This is a genomic window from Amycolatopsis sp. cmx-11-51 (genome assembly GCF_047608665.1).
Taxonomy (GTDB): Bacteria; Actinomycetota; Actinomycetes; order Mycobacteriales; family Pseudonocardiaceae; genus Amycolatopsis.
The window spans coordinates 745,597-765,887 of the sequence record NZ_JADNQO010000002.1 but is presented as its reverse complement, the minus strand read 5'-3'; the positions used below and the strand labels follow the sequence as shown (position 1 = coordinate 765,887).

17 protein-coding genes are annotated in these 20,291 nt (G+C 68.8%); 7 read left to right on the top strand and 10 right to left on the bottom strand.

From position 1 onward, the window contains the following. Positions 1-171: 171 nt before the first annotated feature. Positions 172-1,125, top strand: coding sequence for a pseudouridine synthase (locus ACM6LU_RS12510; protein WP_414937781.1), 954 nt, complete (start codon positions 172-174; stop codon positions 1,123-1,125). Between the two features lie 404 nt (positions 1,126-1,529). Here ACM6LU_RS12510 and ACM6LU_RS12505 read toward each other — a convergent pair whose 3' ends face one another. After that, complete coding sequence (locus ACM6LU_RS12505; protein WP_414937780.1) at positions 1,530-2,135, bottom strand: hypothetical protein; 606 nt, start codon at positions 2,133-2,135, stop codon at positions 1,530-1,532. Between the two features lie 133 nt (positions 2,136-2,268). Here ACM6LU_RS12505 and ACM6LU_RS12500 point away from each other — a divergent pair, with 133 nt between their 5' ends. Continuing rightward, on the top strand, positions 2,269-2,844 hold the full coding sequence (locus ACM6LU_RS12500; protein ID WP_414937779.1) for a hypothetical protein: 576 nt from the start codon (positions 2,269-2,271) through the stop codon (positions 2,842-2,844). Here ACM6LU_RS12500 and ACM6LU_RS12495 read toward each other — a convergent pair. Next, the gene (locus ACM6LU_RS12495; RefSeq protein WP_414937778.1) at positions 2,816-3,595 is read right to left on the bottom strand and encodes an alpha/beta fold hydrolase; all 780 of its coding nucleotides are present in this window, start codon (positions 3,593-3,595) and stop codon (positions 2,816-2,818) included. The genes ACM6LU_RS12500 and ACM6LU_RS12495 overlap by 29 nt on opposite strands. A gap of 99 nt (positions 3,596-3,694) precedes the next feature. Here ACM6LU_RS12495 and ACM6LU_RS12490 point away from each other — a divergent pair, with 99 nt between their 5' ends. Next, positions 3,695-4,321 (top strand): alpha-ketoglutarate-dependent dioxygenase AlkB, encoded by a 627-nt coding sequence (locus ACM6LU_RS12490; protein WP_414937777.1) that lies wholly within the window; start codon positions 3,695-3,697, stop codon positions 4,319-4,321. Positions 4,322-4,500: 179 nt separating this feature from the next. On the opposite strand, the gene ACM6LU_RS12485 is transcribed toward ACM6LU_RS12490, so the two are convergent. Next, positions 4,501-5,775 (bottom strand): cytochrome P450, encoded by a 1,275-nt coding sequence (locus ACM6LU_RS12485; protein ID WP_414937776.1) that lies wholly within the window; start codon positions 5,773-5,775, stop codon positions 4,501-4,503. 255 nt (positions 5,776-6,030) lie between these two features. On the opposite strand from ACM6LU_RS12485, the gene ACM6LU_RS12480 reads away from it, so the two are divergent. Beyond that, complete coding sequence (locus ACM6LU_RS12480) at positions 6,031-9,156, top strand: ATP-binding protein (protein WP_414937775.1); 3,126 nt, start codon at positions 6,031-6,033, stop codon at positions 9,154-9,156. A gap of 29 nt (positions 9,157-9,185) precedes the next feature. Here ACM6LU_RS12480 and ACM6LU_RS12475 read toward each other — a convergent pair whose 3' ends face one another. The 5 genes from ACM6LU_RS12475 to ACM6LU_RS12455 all read right to left on the bottom strand — a co-directional run bounded on the left by ACM6LU_RS12475 (position 9,186) and on the right by ACM6LU_RS12455 (position 13,861). Further along, on the bottom strand, positions 9,186-10,037 hold the full coding sequence (locus tag ACM6LU_RS12475; protein WP_414937774.1) for an ABC transporter permease: 852 nt from the start codon (positions 10,035-10,037) through the stop codon (positions 9,186-9,188). Continuing rightward, positions 10,034-11,014, bottom strand: a complete 981-nt coding sequence (locus ACM6LU_RS12470; RefSeq protein ID WP_414937773.1) for an ATP-binding cassette domain-containing protein — start codon at positions 11,012-11,014, stop codon at positions 10,034-10,036. The genes ACM6LU_RS12475 and ACM6LU_RS12470 overlap by 4 nt, the downstream gene beginning before the upstream one ends. 23 nt (positions 11,015-11,037) lie before the next feature. After that, the gene (locus ACM6LU_RS12465) at positions 11,038-11,595 is read right to left on the bottom strand and encodes an NADPH-dependent FMN reductase (RefSeq protein WP_414937968.1); all 558 of its coding nucleotides are present in this window, start codon (positions 11,593-11,595) and stop codon (positions 11,038-11,040) included. A 110-nt stretch (positions 11,596-11,705) separates the two neighbouring features. Then, positions 11,706-12,605 carry an ROK family protein gene (locus ACM6LU_RS12460; RefSeq protein ID WP_414937772.1) on the bottom strand — a complete coding sequence of 300 codons (900 nt, stop codon included), beginning with the start codon at positions 12,603-12,605 and terminating at the stop codon, positions 11,706-11,708. Continuing rightward, positions 12,602-13,861 (bottom strand): APC family permease, encoded by a 1,260-nt coding sequence (locus ACM6LU_RS12455; protein WP_414937771.1) that lies wholly within the window; start codon positions 13,859-13,861, stop codon positions 12,602-12,604. Before ACM6LU_RS12455 ends, ACM6LU_RS12460 begins: the two co-directional genes overlap by 4 nt. A gap of 214 nt (positions 13,862-14,075) precedes the next feature. Between ACM6LU_RS12455 and ACM6LU_RS12450 the strand changes: the two genes are divergently transcribed. Together ACM6LU_RS12450 and ACM6LU_RS12445 are read left to right on the top strand one after the other, a co-directional pair. After that, a complete protein-coding gene (locus ACM6LU_RS12450; RefSeq protein WP_414937770.1) occupies positions 14,076-14,585 on the top strand; it encodes a hypothetical protein in 510 nt (169 codons plus the stop codon). Continuing rightward, positions 14,582-15,481, top strand: a complete 900-nt coding sequence (locus ACM6LU_RS12445; RefSeq protein WP_414937769.1) for a hypothetical protein — start codon at positions 14,582-14,584, stop codon at positions 15,479-15,481. Before ACM6LU_RS12450 ends, ACM6LU_RS12445 begins: the two co-directional genes overlap by 4 nt. On the opposite strand, the gene ACM6LU_RS12440 is transcribed toward ACM6LU_RS12445, so the two are convergent. Then, on the bottom strand, positions 15,478-16,311 hold the full coding sequence (locus tag ACM6LU_RS12440) for an alpha/beta hydrolase family protein (protein WP_414937768.1): 834 nt from the start codon (positions 16,309-16,311) through the stop codon (positions 15,478-15,480). The two genes, ACM6LU_RS12445 and ACM6LU_RS12440, sit on opposite strands and share 4 nt — an antisense overlap. Positions 16,312-16,495: 184 nt before the next feature. Between ACM6LU_RS12440 and ACM6LU_RS12435 the strand changes: the two genes are divergently transcribed. Then, positions 16,496-17,575, top strand: coding sequence for a J domain-containing protein (locus tag ACM6LU_RS12435; protein WP_414937767.1), 1,080 nt, complete (start codon positions 16,496-16,498; stop codon positions 17,573-17,575). Between the two features lie 106 nt (positions 17,576-17,681). Here the strand turns inward: ACM6LU_RS12435 and ACM6LU_RS12430 are convergent, their stop codons facing one another. Beyond that, positions 17,682-20,180, bottom strand: a complete 2,499-nt coding sequence (locus ACM6LU_RS12430) for a M14 family zinc carboxypeptidase (protein WP_414937766.1) — start codon at positions 20,178-20,180, stop codon at positions 17,682-17,684. Between the last annotated feature and the right edge of the window lie 111 nt (positions 20,181-20,291).

The following is a 20,291-nucleotide window of genomic DNA, read 5'->3' as shown; positions in this document are numbered from 1 at the left end:
TTCCGCCCGGCCTGTGGACAACTCGCCACATCAGCCCCACTGTGGACAACTCCCGCTGGTGTCGCGAAAGCCACTTTCGGGACGTCTAATGCCTCGAAAGTGGCTTTCGCGACACCGGGGCGCCCGCCCGCGACCAGGCCGGATGAGTCGTCGCGGCTAGAGTGCGCGGTGATGAGACGCAAGCTCCGCCCGCCGCTCCCGCCCCGCCACGGGCTCGACCCCGCGAGGCTCAAGATGCCCACCGAGGGACCGTGGACGACGTTGCGGGAGCACCTCGTCGAGCGGCTCCCCCGGGTCGCGCCCGAGCGGATCGAGGAGATGCTCCGCGAGGAGCGCATCGTAGGACTGGACGGACCACTGGGCGTCGACGCGCCGTTCGTGCCGGACTCGTTCATCTGGTTCCATCGCGATCTTCCCGACGAGGTCGCCGTTCCGTTCGAGATCTCCGTCGTGCACCGCGACGAGCATTTCCTGGTCGCCGACAAACCCCATTTCCTCGCGACGATCCCGCGCGGGCGGCACATTCTGCAGACCGCGCTGGTCCGCCTCCGCCGCGAACTCGACCTCCCGATGCTCAGCCCCGCACACCGGCTCGACCGGGTCACCGCGGGACTAATCCTGTTCGTGATCACCCCCGAAGTCCGCGGAAAGTACCAGACGATGTTTCGGGATCGCCTGGTACACAAGGAATACGAAGCGATCGCGCGCTACGATCCCGACGTCTCGATGCCGCGCGAGATCAGCAGCCGTATCGTCAAGGAACGCGGGGTCATCGCCGCCCAAGAGGTCGACGGGCCGCCCAACGCGGAAACCCGGATCGAACTCCTCGAACACCGCGACGGCCTCGGTCGCTACCGGCTGCTTCCCGCGACCGGCCGTACCCACCAGCTCAGGCTGCACATGAGCGGCCTCGGGTTGCCGATCCTCGGCGACGACTTCTACCCGGAACTGACCGAAACCCCACTCGACGACTTCACCGAACCCTTGCAGCTACTGGCGAAAGTCCTCGAATTCGCCGATCCGGTCACGCGCGAACGCCGCCGGTTCGAAAGCAGGCGGACCCTCGAGGCTTGGACGGACCTCGACGCGTGGCGGCGGGGTTCGTCGCCTTCCGCAGGTCCGTGAAGGACTCCTTGAGGGACCCAGAGTCCCTCAAAGTTCCCCTCACTCTCGTCATTTAGCCTCAGTAGCACCACCAGCCACGACGGCGGGCGCGCGAAGGGCCCTTCGCTCGGCTCAGCTGCAGAAACCCGACCTTCACACCTACCCCAAGTACATGAAAGCTCCTTCCTTGCGCCTAGTGTCGCGTGATTTTGCTTGCTTGACGTTTGGTTTCGTTCCTCGGACGGCGATCTCGCGTGATCAGACGGCAGTTACGCGTGATTGGACGGCGGTTACGCGTGATCAGACGGCGATCTCGCGTGATTGGACGGAGATCGCCGTCTGATCACGGGTAAGACCCGCAGGATCACGCGACACTAGCGCAAGGAAGGGGGCTTTCATGTACTCACCGAGTCGTCGACCCGGACTCACTTCCGCCAGAACTTGATCCCGCTCCAAGTCACCTTGACCGGACCGGCGCCACTGGCCGTCCGATAAGCGCCGAACTTGTCGTAGTAGCTGCCGCTTCCGCTGCTCACGGTCTGCTTCAGCGAACCGTTGATGTACACCTTGTGCGTGCTCCCGACCTGATGCACGGTGTTGACCCGCACCGACGTCCCGACCGTCGCACCGCTGCCAAGGGTCTCCCCGCCGTGGACCGCGTAGAGCCGCCCGCCGCGTTCGACCGCGAGCATGAAGTACGGTCCGGCGCTCGGCGCGTCGCGGAAGGTCTGCTTCAGGCTGATCCGGGTGCCCGCCATGCTGGTGATCCGGAACGAACCCTCGAACTGCCGGGTCCCGCCGGTGTAGGTCACGTAGCGCCGCTCCGCGCGCTGGTCCCCGCTCCCGGTGGAGCAGGTCAGTTCGAAGTTGAGTCCGTCGACGTTGCCGCACCCGCGTTCCTGGACGGTGAACGAGGGGTTCTCCGCCGTCCACGGCCCGGTTCCGACCTGGGCGTTCGCCGGCATCGCCGACGCCACCAGGCCGAGGGCGGCCGCCGCGACCACCCCGGCGGTCCGAAGTCGTCTCCGCATCCTGCCTCCTGCGCATTCAGGGCGGGTGGTCCAGACCAGGACCAGACTGCGACTGTACGAGCACGAACCGTCATCGGACAAGGTGTTGACGCTCCGGCGTCCCGCTGATTGGGTAACGACGGTGATCCTCTCCATGACGGTCCTCGAAGGACTGGCGGCCGGGACGATCGACCTGGCCTTCCGGCGCTGGGCGAAACCCAACGTCCGCCAGGGCGACACGATGCGTACCGGAGCCGGGGTGATCGAGGTCGGCTCGGTCGAGGTCGTCGACCCCGCCGCCATCACCGACGCCGACGCCCGCCGCTCTGGAGCGGCCTCGGCGCACGCGGTCCGCGGGATCCTGCGCGGCCCCGCGGACGCCCCGGTGTACCGCATCCGCCTGCGCTATCTCGGACCAGATCCCCGGCACGCGCTCAGCGCGGATGCCCAACTGTCCGAAAAGGACATCGGCGCCATCCGCGGACGGTTGTCCAAGATGGACAAACGATACTCGTGGACCCACGAGACCTTGCGGCTCATCGCCGAGCGCCCCGGCCGTCGCGCGCAGGAACTGGCCGACCTCCTCGGCCGCGAGAAAGAAACGTTGAAGGTCGACATCCGCAAACTCAAGGATCTCGGGTTGACGCTCAGCCTCGAAACCGGCTACCGGATCTCCCCGCGTGGCGCGGCTTACCTACGCCTCACCGAGGATCCCGGTAGAACGCGCTGAGTTCCGGAACGAGCCGCTCCGGCTGGACACTGTGGAACTCGCCGTCCAGTTCCACCTGCCTCGCCTCTGGGATCGTTTTCGTGGCGGCGAGAGCGGCGGCCTTCAGCCAGTCCGTACTGCCGTTGCTGTTCACCACGAGGACCGGTGCCGTGATCGAAGCCAGACCGTCCGGCACCTTCGAAGCACCCATCACCCTGGCGTCGTAGACCAGCGTTGGCGCGTACGACCGGAGTTCGGCCCACATCGGCGTCGCCTTGGCCTCGGCGACGGCCTCCGCCGGCGAGCCGACCGCCGCCATCATGAACAGTGCTACGGCGTCGTCCCAGCTACCTGCCGCGACCAGGTCGCGCATCTCGTCGGCATACCCCTCGGGGACTTCTTCCGCTTCGCCGCGATACGGCGGCTCGAAGACCGACAACCGCGCCATCGGCACTCCGGCAGCGGCGGCGAGGAGGGCCAGCGCACCACCGGAGGAGATGCCGTGCACGATCACCGGCTCACCGAGCGAGGCGACCACCGCGCCGAGGTCTTCGATCTCGCGCTCGACCGCGTACGGCCCGGTGTCCCCGCTGTCGCCCCGTCCCCGGCGGTCGTAGGTCACCACGGAGAACTCGGCTGTCAGCTCGGCCACCAGCGGTTCGTCGCCGCGCCGGTCGTTGGCCGCACCCGCCACGACGACGACTACCGGACCCGCTCCGCGCCGTTCGAGCACGATCGGCGTTCCGTCCGCGGACTTGACTGTGTCGATCATGTGGCCCATCGTGCCGGGCCGCGCCGGACGACGCAGGTCATTTGTTCCACTCGAACACGCGTTCGACAAACTGCCGGAGCCGGGGTAGGTTCGGTTGCCATGACCCCCGCGCTTCAAGCCTCGCTCTTCTACGAGTGCGCCGCCCTCGGGCTCGGCCCGCTCGGCCCGCTCCGGCGCACCGAGCTGACCCGGGGCGCCTGGATCGACGTACTCCCGGGCTGGCTCACCGGCGCGGGCGAACTGTTCACCCGCCTCGCCGAAAAAGTGCCGTGGCAGGCGGAACGGCGGCAGATGTACGACCGCGTCGTCGCCGTGCCCCGGTTGCTGAGCTACTACCGCGAGGGCATCCCACTCCCCCACCCGATCCTCACCGAAGCGCGGAAGACACTCACCGCGCACTACGCGGACGAACTCGGCGAGCCGTTCGTGACCTCCGGTCTGTGCTTCTACCGGGACGGGCGCGACAGCGTCGCCTGGCACGGCGACGACATCGGCCGCTCCCGCACCGAGGACACCATGGTCGCGATCGTCTCGGTCGGCGCCGCCCGGCAACTGGTGCTGCGCCCGCGTGGCGGAGGCGAGACGGTCCGGCACGCCCTCGGCCATGGCGACCTGATCGTCATGGGCGGCAGCTGCCAGCGAACCTGGGAACACGCCGTCCCCAAGACCGCCAAACCGGTCGGCCCCAGGATCAGCATCCAGTTCCGGCCGAGAGGAGTCGCCTAGGCCGTGTCCCCAAAAGTGGAGTCGGCAGGTTGGGCGAGGACACGCGCGTGCGTTTTTCTCGGCCGGGGGCCTCGGATTTGCGGAGGCGGGCCGCTGCTACGGCTGGGTGAGGGACCAGCTGATGTCGCGGCCCGGCTGCGGAAATCCGAAAGCACGCTCCGAGAGACACAGCCTGAAGCTCAGTCCAGCAACACGGGCAGCGCGTCGACGCCGTAAACGATCGAGACCTTCCGGAAATCCACCGCGTCCGGTTCGATCGCCAGCCGCATCTCCGGGAAGCGGCGCACCAGCGCGGGATACGCGGTGCGCAGTTCCATCCTGGCCAGTTCGGCACCGATGCACCGGTGGATGCCCCAGCCGAAGGCGAGGTGCGAGGTCGGCTCGCGGGTCGCGTCGAACTTCTCCATGTCGTCGCCGAGGACGCCGTCACGGTTCGCGACGCTGAGCGAGACCAGCACGATGTCGCCCTTCGCGATCTGGACGCCCGCGATCTCCATGTCCTCCTTGGCGAAGCGCGGGAAGGCCATCTGCACGACGGTCAGGTACCGCAGCAGTTCCTCGACGAATTTGTGGACGGCCTCGTCGTCACCACGCACGGTCTCGAACAGCGAACGGTCCTTCAGCAACACGAGCGCGCCGAGCGCGAGCATGCTCGCCGTGGTCTCCAGACCGCCGGTGAGCACACCGTCGGCGAGGCCCGCCAGTTCGCGGTCGTCGATCTCGTCGCCGTGCTCCTTGATGAGCATGCCGAGCAGGCCGTCGCCCGGGTTCTCGCGCTGCTTCTTGACGATGTCGTCCAGGTAGGACAGTGACTCGGTCATCGCACCGAGTGACGCGCCCGCGCCACCGAAGAGATCGAACCGCGCGGTGCTCAGCCGCTGGAAGTCGTCGCGGTCCTCGTACGGGACGCCGAGCAGCTCGCAGATCGTCAGCGACGGGATCGGCAGCGCGAAGGCCTCCCACAGGTCGACCGGACCGTCCGCCTTCTCCATCGCGTCGAGCTGGTCGGCCACGATCTCGTCGATCCGCGGTGTCAGCCGCGAAAGCCGCCGCATGGTGAACTCCGGCGTGAGCAGACGCCGCAACCTGGTGTGCACCGGCGGATCGGCGAACCCGAGCCCACCGGGGTTCTGGTCCTCGGTCACGCCCGCGCTCCCGACCAGGTTCGTGAAGTCGCTGCTGAACTCGCTCACCTTGCCGAGTACGGCCTTGGCCTCGTCGTAGCCGGTGACCAGCCAGCCGTTCATCCCGAACGGCAGGTCCAGCTTGCTGATCGGCTCCTCGGCGCGGACCCGGCCCAGCTCGGCGACCGGGTCGAGACCGTCGCGTTTGAGTGGTGTCAGGAGGTTGTCCGGGATGATGGACATCTTGGACAGGTCGAAACCGTTCTTCTGCTGCCGCGCCAAGTAGCGGCGGCCGATCCACGCCAGCACGCGCGAGCGAATGCTCCCCATGTCCTGCACCCTACTCCAGCCACGTAGCACCTGACCTGGCACAACAGGCCGCGTTCGCCCGGCGGAGCACGAATTTCGACGGCGGTTCACTCGCCGTCCCACTCGATTCGTCACGTCCAGGAGGTCGGATTCGGGTCGCGCGGGGTTCCCGGCGGCCGGGAGACGCCGGTCACCGTCGGTCACGACGAACCGGGGTAACGCCTGACATCCGGTGCGCGTCGTGAAATTGTCGGACCGTACTGGGAGGATTCGGACATGTCAGCCTCGCTCATCGGACGCGACCATCCCGCGGGTGTGCTTCGCGCGGAGATCGCCCGTGCCGCCGAAAGCCACGGCGGGCTGGTGCTGGTCACCGGCGAGGCCGGGATCGGCAAGACCACGCTCGTCACCGGCGCCGCCGACGAGGCGAAGCGCCTGGGCGCCCTGGTGCTCAACGGGTCCTGCTGGGATTCCGCCAGCGCGCCCGGCTACTGGCCGTGGACACAGGTGATCCGCGGGCTGCGGCGCACGGTCGAGCCGGGCCGGTGGGCCGCCATGGCGGACAGCGAACTGGACGTCCTGCTCGGCGAGGCGCGCGGCGACGGAGCCGCCGACGGGTTCCGCCTCTACGACGCGGTGACGAGCGCGCTCGTGGCCGCGTCCCAGGAACGGCCGGTCGTGGTGGTGCTCGACGACCTGCACTGGGCCGACGCCGCGTCACTGCGGCTGCTCGAGTTCGCCGCGCAGCACACCTGGTTCGAACGACTACTGCTGATCGGCACGTACCGGGACGTCGAGGTCGAGGCGGCGGGCCACCCGCTCCGCTCGCTGATGCTGCCGCTGCTCGCGAAGGCCACATCGGTCACACTCACCGGTCTCCAACCGGACGAGGTCGGCGCGCTCATGGCCAGGACGGCGGGCGCGGAACCGGGCGGCGCTCTGGTCATCGAAGTCCATCGCCGCACCGGCGGCAACCCGTTCTTCGTCGAGCAGACCGCGCGGCTGTGGCACAGCGGCGGATCCGCCGAGACGATCGCGCCCGGCGTCGCCGACGCCCTGCAGCGACGGCTTTCCCTGCTCCCCCAACCGGTTCTCGATCTTCTGACCACCGCGTCCGTACTCGGCAGGGAATTCCACCGCCGCCTGCTCGCCGGAGTGGTGGCGGCACCCGTGCCGCAAGTGGACAGACTGCTGGACCAGGCCGTCGCGGCGCGACTGGTCGTGGTGCACGGGCAGGGCCGGTTCGCGTTCGCCCACGACCTCGTCCGCGAGACGCTGTACGCGAGCCTGTCCGAAGCGGAGCGGCGGAAACTGCACGCCGCGGTCGTCGCGGCGGTCCGCGAGATGCCGAAGTCACCGGACCGGATCTTCCCCGCGGACCTGGCCCGGCACGCGCTGCTCGCCGGCCGGGAACTCGATCAGGATCAGGCCGTCGAACTGTTGCTGGCCGCGGCGATCGACGCCACCGGCCGGATGGCGGCCGAGGAGGCGGCCACGCACTACCGGCGGGCGATGGAGGTCGCCGAGGATCACCGCCGCCGTGCGGTCATCGCGCTCGAACTGGGCGCGCATCTGACCCGCCACTACGAAACCGACGAGGGAAGACAGGTCCTCGACGAGGTCTCCGCGCTCATCCACGAACTCGACGACGACGATCTCCTCGCCCGGCTGGCGCTGACCCTGATCCGCGCCGACCACAAGGGCCTGCGGGTCGACGAGACCGTCCTGGTGCTCACCGAAGCGCACAGACGGCTCTGTGGCCGAGAGCCCGGTCAGGACCTCACCGTCCAGGAGATGACGCAGGAACTGACCGCGCGCATCATGATGACCGCCCGCGACGATCAGGACGATTCCGCACTGCTGTTCGGTTTGTGGGCCCGGCACGACGCGATCTGGGGGCCGGGCAGCGCAGCCGAACGGGAACGGCTCACCGACGAACTGGTCGTGGTCGGCCGCCGGACGTCGAACCCGGAACTGGAGCACTACGCGGCGTCGTTCAAATGGGTCGCGCTGCTCGAACGTGGCGATCCCCGGTATCTCGAGCAGTACCAGGAGTTCGTCGCCTTGGCGAGCAGCGGCCGGGCACCGAGTTCACAGCTGGCCTCCCTGATCGACCAGAGCATCATCGCCACGCTCCAGGGCCGGTTCGCCGAAGCCGAGGCGTTCATCCAGCAGGTGCTCTCGAGACACGAGGGCGACGAGCACCCCCATTTCAGTGATCTGAACCAGCTACAGCGGTGGACCCGATGGTGTTTGGAAGGCCGGTTCGACGATCTCGCCGGATTGCACCGCGAGATCCACGGCGGCGGGTACGCCTACGGACGGATGTTGGAGGCGGTCACCGCCGCCCAGCGGGAGGACACCGCGGAGGCCGTGCGGCTCACCGATCTCGCCGCCGACGCGAAACCGTACCCCCGCGATCTGGAAGCGCTGTGGTTGCGCTGCCAAGCGCATACGGCGGCGCTCTCGCGCGACCCCGAACGGTGTGAAGCCGCCCGCGCGCTCCTCGCGCCCTACAGTGGGGAATGGCTGGTTTCCCTGTACGGCTGCGAGATCTCCGGCCCGGTCGTCCTCTGGCTCGGCAGACTCGATCTGGCGCAGGAACGCTGGAACGACGCGGTGGTCAGGCTGCGTGACGCCGTACTCTCGGCGGACCGGCTGAGGGCCACGGTCTGGGCGATCGAGGCCAAGTCCTGGCTGGCGATGGCCTTGCTCGGCCGCAATCTCGAAGGGGACGCGGCCACGGCGACCGCCTTGCTGTCCGAAGTGGACAGAGAGGCCACCACGATCGGCATGCCGCAGGTCGTGGCCAGGGTCGCCGAAATGCGGGATCGCACGCGGGCCCCGGTCGCTCCGGCCGCCGAGTTCCACCGCGACGAAGCCGTGTGGACACTGCGTTTCGGTGGCGTCACCACGCATCTCCCGGACTCGAAAGGCTTGCGGGATCTGCATTTCCTGCTCGGCAGGCCGGGTTCGGAGGTGACGGCCGTGCGGCTGCTCGACCCCGAAGGTGGTGAGGTGGTCGTCGCCGCCAAGAGCCTCGGCGGTGACGCCGTCCTTGACGACGAAGCGAAGGCCCGGTACCGCGCTCGGCTGGACGAACTCGACGACCTGATCGACACGGCGACCGAGCTGGCCCAGGACACCCGCGCCGCGACCTTGGACCGTGAGCGGGACGCGCTGCTGGCGGAACTGCGCTCCGCCGCCGGGCTCGGCGGCCGCACCCGGCGGCTCGGCGACGAGGCCGAACGCGCCCGCAAGACGGTGACCGCCCGGATCCGGGACACCCTCCGCAAACTCGACGAGCAGCACCCGGCGCTGGCCGCGCACCTGCGCGCTTCGGTCACCACCGGTTCTTCGTGCCGCTACGCCCCGGACGACAAGGTCCCCTGGCGGCTGTGAGCCGCCAGGGGAACCTTGTCACCCCCAGGTCACTTCCGGTTGTAGAGCCGCATGGTGAGCGTTCCGAACACCGCGAGGATGACCCCGCCGGCGATCAGCACCCAGGTGATCTCGCCGCCGTCCCAGTTGCCGTCCATCATCGAGCGGACCGCCGCGACCACGTGGGTCACCGGGTTGACGTTCACGAAGGCCTGCAGCCAGCCGGGCATCGTCTCCGGGTTGACGTAGATGTTGCTGAGGAAGGTCAGCGGGAACAGCACCATCATGCTGACCCCCATCACCGACTTCTCACTGCGCAGCAGCAGGCCGAACATCGTCCAGATCCACGAGAACGCGAACGAGAACGCCAGCAGCAGGAGGATCGCGGCGGCCACGCCGCCGAACCCGCCGCCGGGACGGAAGCCCATGATCAGTCCGACGCCGAGGATCACCAGCGACGCGATGAGGTAGCGCAGCATGTCGCCGAGCAGGTACCCGACCATCGCCGACGGCCGCCAGATCGGCAGCGTGCGGAACCGGTCGAACACCCCCTTCTCGATGTCGGTGTTCACCGAGACCCCGGTGTACATGGTGATCATCAGGATGCTGCTCGCCATGATGCCCGGCAGCACGAACTGCAGGTACTCCGTCGGCGAACCGGACAGCGCGCCGCCGAAGAGGTACGTGAACATCAGCGTCATCATGATCGGGAACGCCGTGACGTCGAACAGCTGCTCGGGCACGTGCTTGATCTTCAGCATCGCGCGCCACCCGAAGGTGATCGAAGCCGACAGCGCGCTGGGGCGCGGCGGGCGACTCTTCGCGATAAGGACGGCGGCGAGGTCCTCCGCCTTGGGTGCCGCGAGAGCGGGTTCGTTTTCTTTGACTGCCGTGGTGCTCAAGCTGCACTCTCCTCAGGCGTGGCGGTGCGGTCGGTAAGGGCAAGGAAGACCTCGTCGAGGCTCGGCTGGCCGAGGGAGAAGGTGTCGACGACGATGCCCTCGCGGGCGAGTTCGGTCAGTGCGCGCGCGGCGTGCTCGGCCGCGCTCTGCTCGGTGCTGTCACCCGAAAGCCGGGCGGTCAGGGCGAGCGGGTCCGCTTCGAGCTGCACCTGCGCCTGCAAGGTGCGGACGAGCAGTGCTTCCGCTTCGGGCCGCTGATCGGCCTCCCGCAGCCGGACGTGGACCGCACCCGCGCCGACCGACGCCTTCAGCTGCCCCTTGGTGCCTTCGGCGATGACCTTGCCGTGGTCGATGACCGCGATCCGGGACGCCAGCTGGTCGGCCTCGTCGAGGTACTGCGTGGTCAGCAGGACGGTGGTGCCGTGCTGCACGATCGCGCGCACGATGTCCCAGACCTGGTTGCGGCTGCGGGGGTCGAGCCCGGTCGTCGGCTCGTCGAGGAAGAGCACGTCCGGGGTGTTGAGGATGCTCGCGGCGATGTCGATCCGCCGCCGCATCCCGCCGGAGTAGTTCTTCACCTGCCGCCCCGCGGCCTCGGTCAGCCCGAACGCCGCCAGCAGTTCCGCCGCCCGCTCCCGCGCGGCCGGTTTGCGATGCCCGGTCAGCCTGCCGATCAGCACCAGGTTCTCGGTCCCGGTCAGGTCCTCGTCGACCGAGGCGTACTGCCCGGTCAGACTCACCAAGGACCGGACCGCGTCGGCCTCGCGGACGACGTCCTTGCCGAAGACGCGAGCCTCGCCGCCGTCGGGGCGGAGCAGGGTCGCGAGCATCTTCACCGCGGTGGTCTTGCCGGCGCCGTTCGGCCCGAGGACGCCGTACACGGTGCCAGCCGGAACCTTCAGGTCGATCCCGTCGACCGCCCGGTTCTCCCCGAACACCTTGACCAGCCCCGAGGCTTCGATGGCCAGTTCACTCATTTCCTTGTTCCTTTCAGAAACTTTCAGCAGACGTACGGGCGGGTGGAGCGCGCGTCGCGCAGGGCGAGGCCCCACCAGACGAGTTCGTCGAGCAAGGTGGTCACGGCCTGTCCTTGCCCGTCGGCGTCGAAGGGGGTGCCATCGCGGGCGAAGGTGCCGTCGAGAAGGTTGAAGGCGACGGTGTCCCGCATCGTCACGGTGTGCAGCTCGGTGAAGATCGAGCGAAGCTGCTCCACGGCATAGAGGCCTTGCGACCGGTAGCCGTAGGAAACGAAGCCGACCGGCTTCGCACGCCACTCGTCGTAGGCACAGTCGATCGCTTGCTTGAGCGACGCCGGGAAGCTGCGGTTGTACTCGGGGGTGACGACGACGAACGCCTCCGCGTCGTCGATCCGCGCGGCGAGCCGCTTCATGTCCGGGGTCGCCTGCTCCGGCAGCCCGGCGGGCAGGTCGAAGTCGATCAGGTCGAGGACGTCGAGAACGAGGTCGTCCCGGTGTTCCGCGCGGCCGGTGAACCACTTGGCGACGGCGTCCCCCACCCGCCCTTCCCGAGTGCTGCCGATGATCACCGCCACTCGCATCTTGTTCACGACCGACCTCCTCTCGCCTCACCCCCTAGGCGCGAGAAAGCCGCCGGGCTTTCGCTAGATCGGATCTAGCGAAAGCCCGGCGGCTTCGGTCGGTGATCTCGCTACGCGTCCAGCGCGATCGCGATCGCGCCCAGCAGGGACGCGTCCTGGTCGAACTTCGCCGAGACCAGTTCCGGCGGGAACGGCACGGCCTGCGCCAGCCGTTCACGCAGTGCGGGCAGCAGGACGTCGGCCGAGCGGACCAGCCCTCCGCCGACGGCGATGCGCTGTGGGTCGAGCGCGATGGCGAGGTTCGCGACGTGCATCGACAGTTCGTCGAGCGCCGCGCGGACCAGTTCCTTGGCCTGCGCGTTCTCCCTGGCGAGGCCGAACAGCTCGCCCGCCGTTACCGGGCGGCCGAGCGACTCACTCGCCCGGCCGCCCAGCCCACGCCCACCGACGACCTCTTCCAGCGGCGCCGCTCCGCTGGCGAACCCGTCGGTGTCCTGCGGCGAGCGGAGGTTGTACCCGATCTCGCCGGCAGCTCCGTTGGCGCCGGCCAGCAGCCGTCCGCCGACCAGGACCGCCGCGGCGATCCCGGTCCCCAGTGAAAGGAACACCGCCGGATCGGTGTCCGCCAGCGCTCCCCACCGCCATTCCGCGAGCGCCGCCGCCTTGGCGTCGGTGCCCACTTCGATTCCGACGCCGCCGAACTCGTCGGCGACGAGTTCGCGCAGCCGCAGTTCCTCCCAGCCCGGCACGTTGGGGGCCAGCAGGATGCGGTCCTCCAGCACGATGCCGGGGCTGACGACGCCGATCGCCACCAGGTCGTCCGCGGCGCCTTCGTCGGCCAGCAGTTTCCGCGCCGCGGCGAGCGCGCGGCTCACCACCTGCTCGGCACCCGCGTGCGCGTCGGTGTCGAGCCGCCGGGAGACCAGCAGGCTCCCGGTTCTGTCGGCCAGCCCGATCGCGACCTTCGTGCCACCGAAGTCGATCCCCAGGATCAGCTCTTCCCCCGTCACTTCCCGTTCCCCTCTGCCGCCCCCGCGAACGATTCCTGGATTCCCTTTGGCCCGAACGGCCACACGCGCTCCGCCTTCGCGTAGGTGAGGAACGCCGCCACCCCGAGCGCGATCCAACCCACCGAAAGCCCGATCGAGAGCCAAGTGGCCGAGAAGTAGATGTAGACCCAGCCGAGCAACGCGATGATCGTCGGGATCGGATAGAGCCATTGGCGGTACGGCCGGTCCAGTTCCGGACGCCGTCGCCGCAGCACCACGATCGCCGCGACCTGCGCGAGCGACTGAACGAGCACCAGCACCGTCACCGCCGCGTTGATCACCGCGGTCAGGGTGAACAGCGAGCCGATCGCGGCGATCACGATGAACACGGTGATGACCTTGGCCGCGCCCGTCCCCCATGCCTGTTCCAGCACGGTGGAGGCGACCGACGTGGCGCTCTTGAGCTCCTCCAGCGGGATCGAGCCGAGCACGCCGAGCTGCAGCAGGAAGTACAGGCTCGTGATGCCGAGGATCGAGAAGATGATCGACCGCGGCAGCGTCCGGCCAGGGTCACGCACCTCGCCGCCGAGGTAGGCGCTGGTGTTGTAGCCGAGGTAGTCGTAGATGGCGATGATCAGGCCGGCGCCGAGCCCGGCCCAGAACGCGCCACCGCCGAACGAGAACGCGCCGGGCGTGAAGGCGAACGCTTGCGCGCCGTCGAAACGCGTGAAGGGCGCGACGATCACCGAAAGCGCGGCGAACAGCATGATCGCGAACAGGACGGTGGTCAGCTTGCCGATCTCGCCGATCCGCCGGAACGCCGCCAGCACGACCAGCACGATGACGCCGAGCCCGATCACCTTGCCGAGACCGGTGGTGCCGCCCTCGTCCGCCACACCCGGGATCAGGTAGCCGAGGTATTGGACGAGCCCGATGATGCCGGTGGACATGATCAGCGGGATGAACAGCACCGCGCTCCAGGCGAACAGGAACGGCATGAGCCTGCCGGTACGGGAGCCGAACGCTTCGCGCAGGTAGACGTAGGTGCCGCCGGCGCCGGGGAGGGCGGCGCCGAGCTCGGCCCAGATCAGGCCATCGGCCAGCGCGATGATCGCGCCGATGAGCCAGCCGAACACGGCTTGCGGGCCGCCGAGGGTCGCCACCATCGCGGGGATGGTGACGAACGGGCCGATCCCGCACATCTGGGTCATGTTGATGGCGGTCGCCTGCAGCAACCCGATCTTCCGCTCGAGCCCCGGCTGCGGGGGTGAACTCAAAACGCGCCTCCCTGTTAGTTAGTAAAGTTTCTTAACATATTTTGCGGCGTGTCGGAAGTCCAGGCGGCGAAGTTGTCGCGCTTCGGTCCATCCCGAATTGCCCGAAAGGGCGGAATCAGCGAAATATTCCCGAACGGACCAAGCCGGGACGTATCAGGGAGCCGTCATTCCGCGTCCTTACCCCAAAGGACGTCTTCCAAGGACGGTGAGGTCCATGAAACGGCTGATCAGCGCGATGACGGCGATCGCCGCCCTCGGGTTCACGTCGGGCTGCGGCGGAGCGTCTCCTCCTCGCGACACCGCCCCGGCCGACCTGACGACGGGCAGCGGAGTGACGACGGAGATCGCCCCGACTGCGTCGGCGGGCTCGACGTCGTCCACGTCTTCCGGCGGGGGCGGCGGCCACACCGACGACCCGACGCCGGGAGTGCCCGGCAGCCCGATCATCTACGACCACACCCGCCTCGGTGCCGCGCCGGAGACCGCCAAGTCGGCTATCGAGGGCGACATCAGGAAGGTCTGCGGACCGAGGCTGTGCGGCGTAAGGGTCATCGTCGTCGGCGAGGGCGAATGCACCGCGAGCATCACCCGCTCTCCGGTCAAACCCGGCGGGACGGTGACGATCAAGGCCAAGGCGTGCGCGCCCGAGGTCACCGAGGAGACCACGACCCCGGAGAGTCCGGTGTCCTCCAGCGAACCGGCCACCGAGACCAAGTCGGGATGACCGCGCGGCGCGGCCTACGTCGGCCGGAGCCCAGGACGATCGAGCCGGACCCCGGTCCGCCGCAGGCGCTCAAGCTGGTCGGCGCGGTGCTGGCCAACACGACCCTGCTCACCGCGCTGCTGTACTTCTTCGGGCTCATCGAGACCCAGGTGCTCTTCGCGTACTTCCGCGTGCACTACACCCTTCTCGCCCAGACCCCGGACGAGATCTTCGCGCGCGGTGTCGACGGCCTGTACCTGCCGCTGGCGGGTGCCGCGGGGACTGTGCTCGGTTTCGTGATCGCCGTCCGGATCCTGCGGCTGCGCCTCACCGAGCACTCCTGGGCCCGGCTGCTTCGGATCTGCGCCCCGATCGCGGCCGGACTCGGTGCCCTGCTGATCGTCTCGACCGTGCTCGTCACGCTGGACCCGGAGCCGTTCCGCGACCGCCCCGGCCTGCCGGGACTCGGCTTCGCGCTCGGCGTGCTGATGCTGCTGTTCGCCTGGCGGCACTGGGCTTCGACGCTGCGAACCAGCCTGCTGGAGCTTGTCCTGGGTTACGCGTTGGTCAGCATCGGGCTGCTCTGGGCCGTCAGCGACTATTCGGCCGCCGTCGGCACACGACGCGGTTTCGAGGTCGCGGCGCAGCTTCCCGCGCGGCCCGCCGCGACGCTCTACAGCGCCGAAAGCCTCAACCTCACCGCCGGCGGTGTCCTTCAGGTGAAATGCGCGGCTCCCGACGCCGCCTACAAATACCGGTACACCGGACTGAAGCTGCTGCTCCAGTCCGGTGGCCAGTACGTGTTCCTACCGTCGAACTGGCGGGCGGGCGACGGTGTCGCGTTCGTGATCCCCAAGACCGACAAGCTCCGACTGGAATTCGGTCCCGCCCGGTCGGCGCCGCCAACCGGCTGTTAAGCCAGGTGGCGCACCAGCCACCCGGTGATCTCGTCGTCGACCACCTTCGCGATCGGCAGCTGCGGCGCTGGTTCGATGCCCGGGTCTTCGGCCAGCGGATGCGCGAGAGCGGGCACCCCGGTCAGGTCGACGTCGTCCGGCCGCTTGTACTGCCCACGCAGCGCGGCGACGAGGTCGTCGGCGTCGGTGCGGAAAACCGGGAAGTCGTCCTCGCCGCTGACGAGCAGCACGGGAACTTGTGTTTCCCGCGCCGATATTTCACCCGATCGTGCGACGAAGTCGAGCCGATCCGCTGCCTGGTTCGCCTCGTCGTTCCACGGATAAGGCCGCTCCAGCAGGCCTTCCACCACGCCGACCACCGAACGCGCCCGCACGGCGGGGTTGACCAGTGCCGCGGCGCGGACCGGGATCTCCCGCGTGGCCAGGATCTCCAGCGCCACGGCACCGCCGAGCGAACCGCCGACGACGGCCATCCGGGAAGTGTCGAAGCCGAGGCGTTCGCGCAGTCCGGCCAGTGCGGCGGGAAACTCCAGCGCCGCTTGCCTGACGAACGGGTCGACATAGGCGAGCATCGCGTCACGCATGGCCCGTTCGACGACGGCGTCCATGCCGCCGTCGATCATTCTCGCGCCGCACAAGGGCATTCCGAGGTACACCCGCCACGCAGGCGCCCCCGCCAGCGGCAACGCGGCCGCGAACGCCGCGTCGGAACGCGGCGCGTCGATCATGTGCCAGGCGACGACCACCGGCGCGGGGCCGCTGACCTCGGTCGATGGCGGCAAGGCGGTGAACGGCACTCCCGCCGCCGTGCCCGTGATCGGTTCTCCCACCGCTGTCCTTCCCGGTGCGCTGTCGATCTTCACGATATCCAGGACGCAGCGGAGGTGGACCTCGTTCCGCCACAGGAGAAACAGTATGACCGCGGGGTCACCCCGACGCGCCGCGGAGGTGGTTGCGGGTGTCCGGCGGCGGCCGAATAGTGTTGCGGCCCGGCCCTTTGGAGGTGGACCGCCCGTGCCCGATGTCGACTACTACGAAGTGCTCGGCGTGGGCAAGGCCGCCTCGGTCAACGAGATCAAGACCGCGTACCGGCGGCTCGCGAAGTCGCATCACCCGGACGCCGGGGGCTCCGCGCTCACGTTCCAGCTGGTCCGCGAGGCCTACGACACCCTCAGCGATCCGATGCTACGCGCGGGCTACGACGCCGGTGGCCGTTCCGTACGCGTGCCGATCCGGTCGCGGCCGAGACGTCGCTTCGGCGAAGAACCGGGCTATGAGCCCGAGCAGGTCGTGATCGATCCGGAAGACCTCGAATGGTGGGAATTCGCCGGGCAGGACGGGCGTGTGCGCCACGGACGGCGGCGCGGCCCCGGGCACACCCCGGTCGTGGCGGCGGTCGGCGGGATGGTGCTGGTCCTGCTGCCGGTGCTGACCGGCGTCGGATTCTCGGCCCCCACCCTGATCGTCTGGCTGATCCTGACCGCCGGAACCGCCCTGTTGGTGCAACGGCTCGCGCGCGGCTATCTCGCCGCTTCCCGCGCTGAGAGCCGGTTCGCCGCCGAATTCGGCGGGAAGCGTGTGTTCGGCACCCCCGGCACCGAAACCCACGAACTCGCCGAGCGGCTCACCGCCGACCTGCTCGAGCGCTACCTGACCCGGCTGCCCGGCGCCCGCATCTTCCATGGCCTCTCCTGGCCGGACTCGGTGTTCGCCGACGTCGACCACGCGGTGTTGTGCGGGAAGCGGCTCGTGCTCATCGAATCGAAGCTGTGGCTGCCCGGACACTACGAAACCGCGGACGACGACCGCCTCCTGCGCAACGGCCGCGCCTTCCGCGGCGGCGGGAGCAGACTGGCCGAAAGCCTCGCCGAGTACCGGCGGATCCTGCCGGGGGTCGCGTTGCGCGGGGCGATGATCGTGTACCCGAGCCGGACCGGTGAGATCACCACGGACCTCGAGGATCCCTCCCCCGCGCCGCCGATGACGCCGGAACAGTTCCTGCACGAGGTCGGCGGCTGGCTGGCGACAGAACCGTCCACTGTGGACTCGGCGACGATGCGGGTGGTGCGGGACCGGGTGGCCGGGACCGGCTGATCTCCGGGCCGCTCCAATGGCGATTCGGGCGTTGTTCCGTGAAGGCCTCCTTGAGGGACTCTGGGTCTCTCAAGGAGGCCTTCACGGACTTCAGCTACTGACCTGGCTACCGGCCCGAGCGCTCCTTCTTGGCGCGTGCGGAACGGGTGCAGACGTCACCGACGTCGACCGTCTGGCCGCGGTCGACGTAGACGTCCGCCAGCCCGACGAGCTTGCCCTTCGGCGACGTGCAGGTCAGCTGGTACGCCTCCTTGGGGCCGTAGGTCGGCGGGATCGGCGACTGGAACGACACGCCGCCGGTCCAATCGTCCACAGTGGACGGATTTGCCTGCGAGTAGTTGACCAGCACGGCCGTGTAGTCCCCGGCGGGCGGGTCGTACAGGATCGCGTGCTCTTCCGTGGTCGAACCGTTCGCCGACGACGAGACCATGTTGCCCGCCGCGTCGAAGACGTACAGGTCCCAGTCGGCGTCCTGGCTGGCCCACTTGATGTCGACGCTGAACTTCCCGTTGTCCACCTTGGGGAGCCCGTCGACGTGGAACTTGAAGCTCTCCGACGTCGGGTCGTTCGGGTAGTTCGTGTTGATCGCCGGGACCCCGGCCGGGTTGGCGACCTGGATCGACGGCTGCGCCGGGCCCTGCGGCTCGCGGCCGTAGCGGCCCGCGACGTAGGGCCGGGTAGACGGGTTGATCGACCAAGCGAACCGGCCGCCGGTCGAAGCCAGCGACGAGTTCAGGTTGTCGGTCACGTAGATCGGCGGCTTCGTCGAGCCGTCCGGCTGCACCACCGGTGATGTCGGCGTCTGGAAGGTCTTGTGCAGCTTCAGCTGGTAGCCCTTCGGCGCCGTACCGATCAGCGTCGAGTGGGCCGCCGGGTCGGCGGTGTTGGCCAGCATGTCGACGAACGCCGCGCGGTTGCCGCCCTTGCCCGCGCCCGCCGCGGGGGCGACGCCGGTGTATTCGGCGACGACACCGTCGGAGAACGGCGGGTGGAACTCGTTCGGGCCGACCTCGAAGGTGAAGCCCCAGCCACCGGTCGCCCAGTACGACCAGTCCTCGGTCGAACCGGTCGTGTCGTAGAGCGCCCACGACGGCTGGCTGGTGTATCCGTTGCGCGACGCCATCTTGTCGCCGAGAGCCTGGTACGCCGGCTCGTCGAGCGGCGGGCGGACGGCGGCGACACCCGGGACACGCAGCACCAGGTTCGAGAAGGTGTGCAGCGTGATCAGGTTGGTCACCTGGCGGTTGGACACGATCGAGCGGATGTTCTGCGTCTCGGGCTCGGAGAACGGGCCGGAGCCGCGGAACGTGTCGCTGCGCCACAGGGTCGACGCGCCGGCGCCGCCCCAGAAGCCCGCGTAGTTGCGGTTCGGGTCGGTGCCGCGTTCACGGCCGCCGGGGTTCGCCTTGCAGACGCCGGTCGCGAACTCCTTGGGCGAGTCGTTGACGTTGCAGTTCTTGCGCTTCATCTCGTAGTCGAAGCGCGAGAAGTCGCCCCTGGGCTCGGCCTCACGGGAGATTTCGAAGCCGTCGGGGTTGACGATCGGCACGACGATGTTACGCGTCCGGCCGACCAGGCCGCGGATTTCGGCGTTGTTGCCGGTGTAGCCCTTGACCAGCTCGATCGCCCACTCCATGGCGTGCTCGCCGGCAGGCCACTCCCGGGCGTGGTGCACGCCCATGGTGAAGTTGACCGGTTTGCCGTCCGCGATGTTCTTGACGTCGGACGCGATCTCGAGACCGACGACGTCACGGCCTTCCCAGGTCGGCTGCGGCAGCGTGAACGCCGTGACGAGCTTGGGGTTCTTGCGGGCCAGTTCCTTGACCTCGAACTGGTAGTCGTAGAGGTGCCGGTAGCTCGTGCGCCCGGACGGCAGGATGGACCCCGGCGTCTTCGCGGCGTACTCGCGGTCGGTCTTGGCGTTCTGGATCGACTTGGCCGAAAGGTCGGCGTCGATCACCTTGGACTTGAAGCCGTTGTCCGCCAGCGTCTTGCGGTCGGCGTCGTTGGCGACGACGACCTGGACACCGGTGGCGTCGGCCTTCTCGGTGACGTCGAGGCCGAGCCGGAGCAGCTTGTCCTTGTCCTGCTTGGCCGGGGTCTCGACTCGGACCAGTTCGGCGCGCTGCGGCGTGGGCGCGGCGCCGGTGGGCGTGCCCTGCGGCGTGAGCGCGAGGAAGTCGACTCCCAGTACCGCGTCGCGCGTCTGCCCGTCGTACCGGCAGGTCTGCACGACCAGTTTCTGGCCCTTCTTCACGAATCCTTCGGCGAGCTCGTGGCTGCGCAACGCGGCGGACGCGGCGACCACGGCGCCGGTGGCCTTGTCGAAGACCGCGAGGTCCCAGTCGCCCTCGTTGCCGCCGCGCGGCGCGAGGCGGGCCTGCAGCAGACCGTCCACTGTGGACGTGAACTCGCGGCGATCGGTGCCGGACATGCCCGGCTTCTGCAACGCGGCGAAACAGGAACGTGGCACGGCCTGATTGGCTCGCACCACGTTGTCCGCGGCCCCCGCCGTCGTGGCCGACGGAAGTGCCACGAAGGTGCCGACGAGCACCAGGGTCGCCGCCGTCCATCCCGCTCTTCGCCGGTTTGGTGAATACCCCACAGACTGACCTCCTTGGGCAGTCCGGTGACCGGGTGAGGTCACCGGTAGCGAGACCCTAGACCCGCGACCCCACCTGAGGGACCCGCCACAAGTCGTCTGCACCCCTTTCGG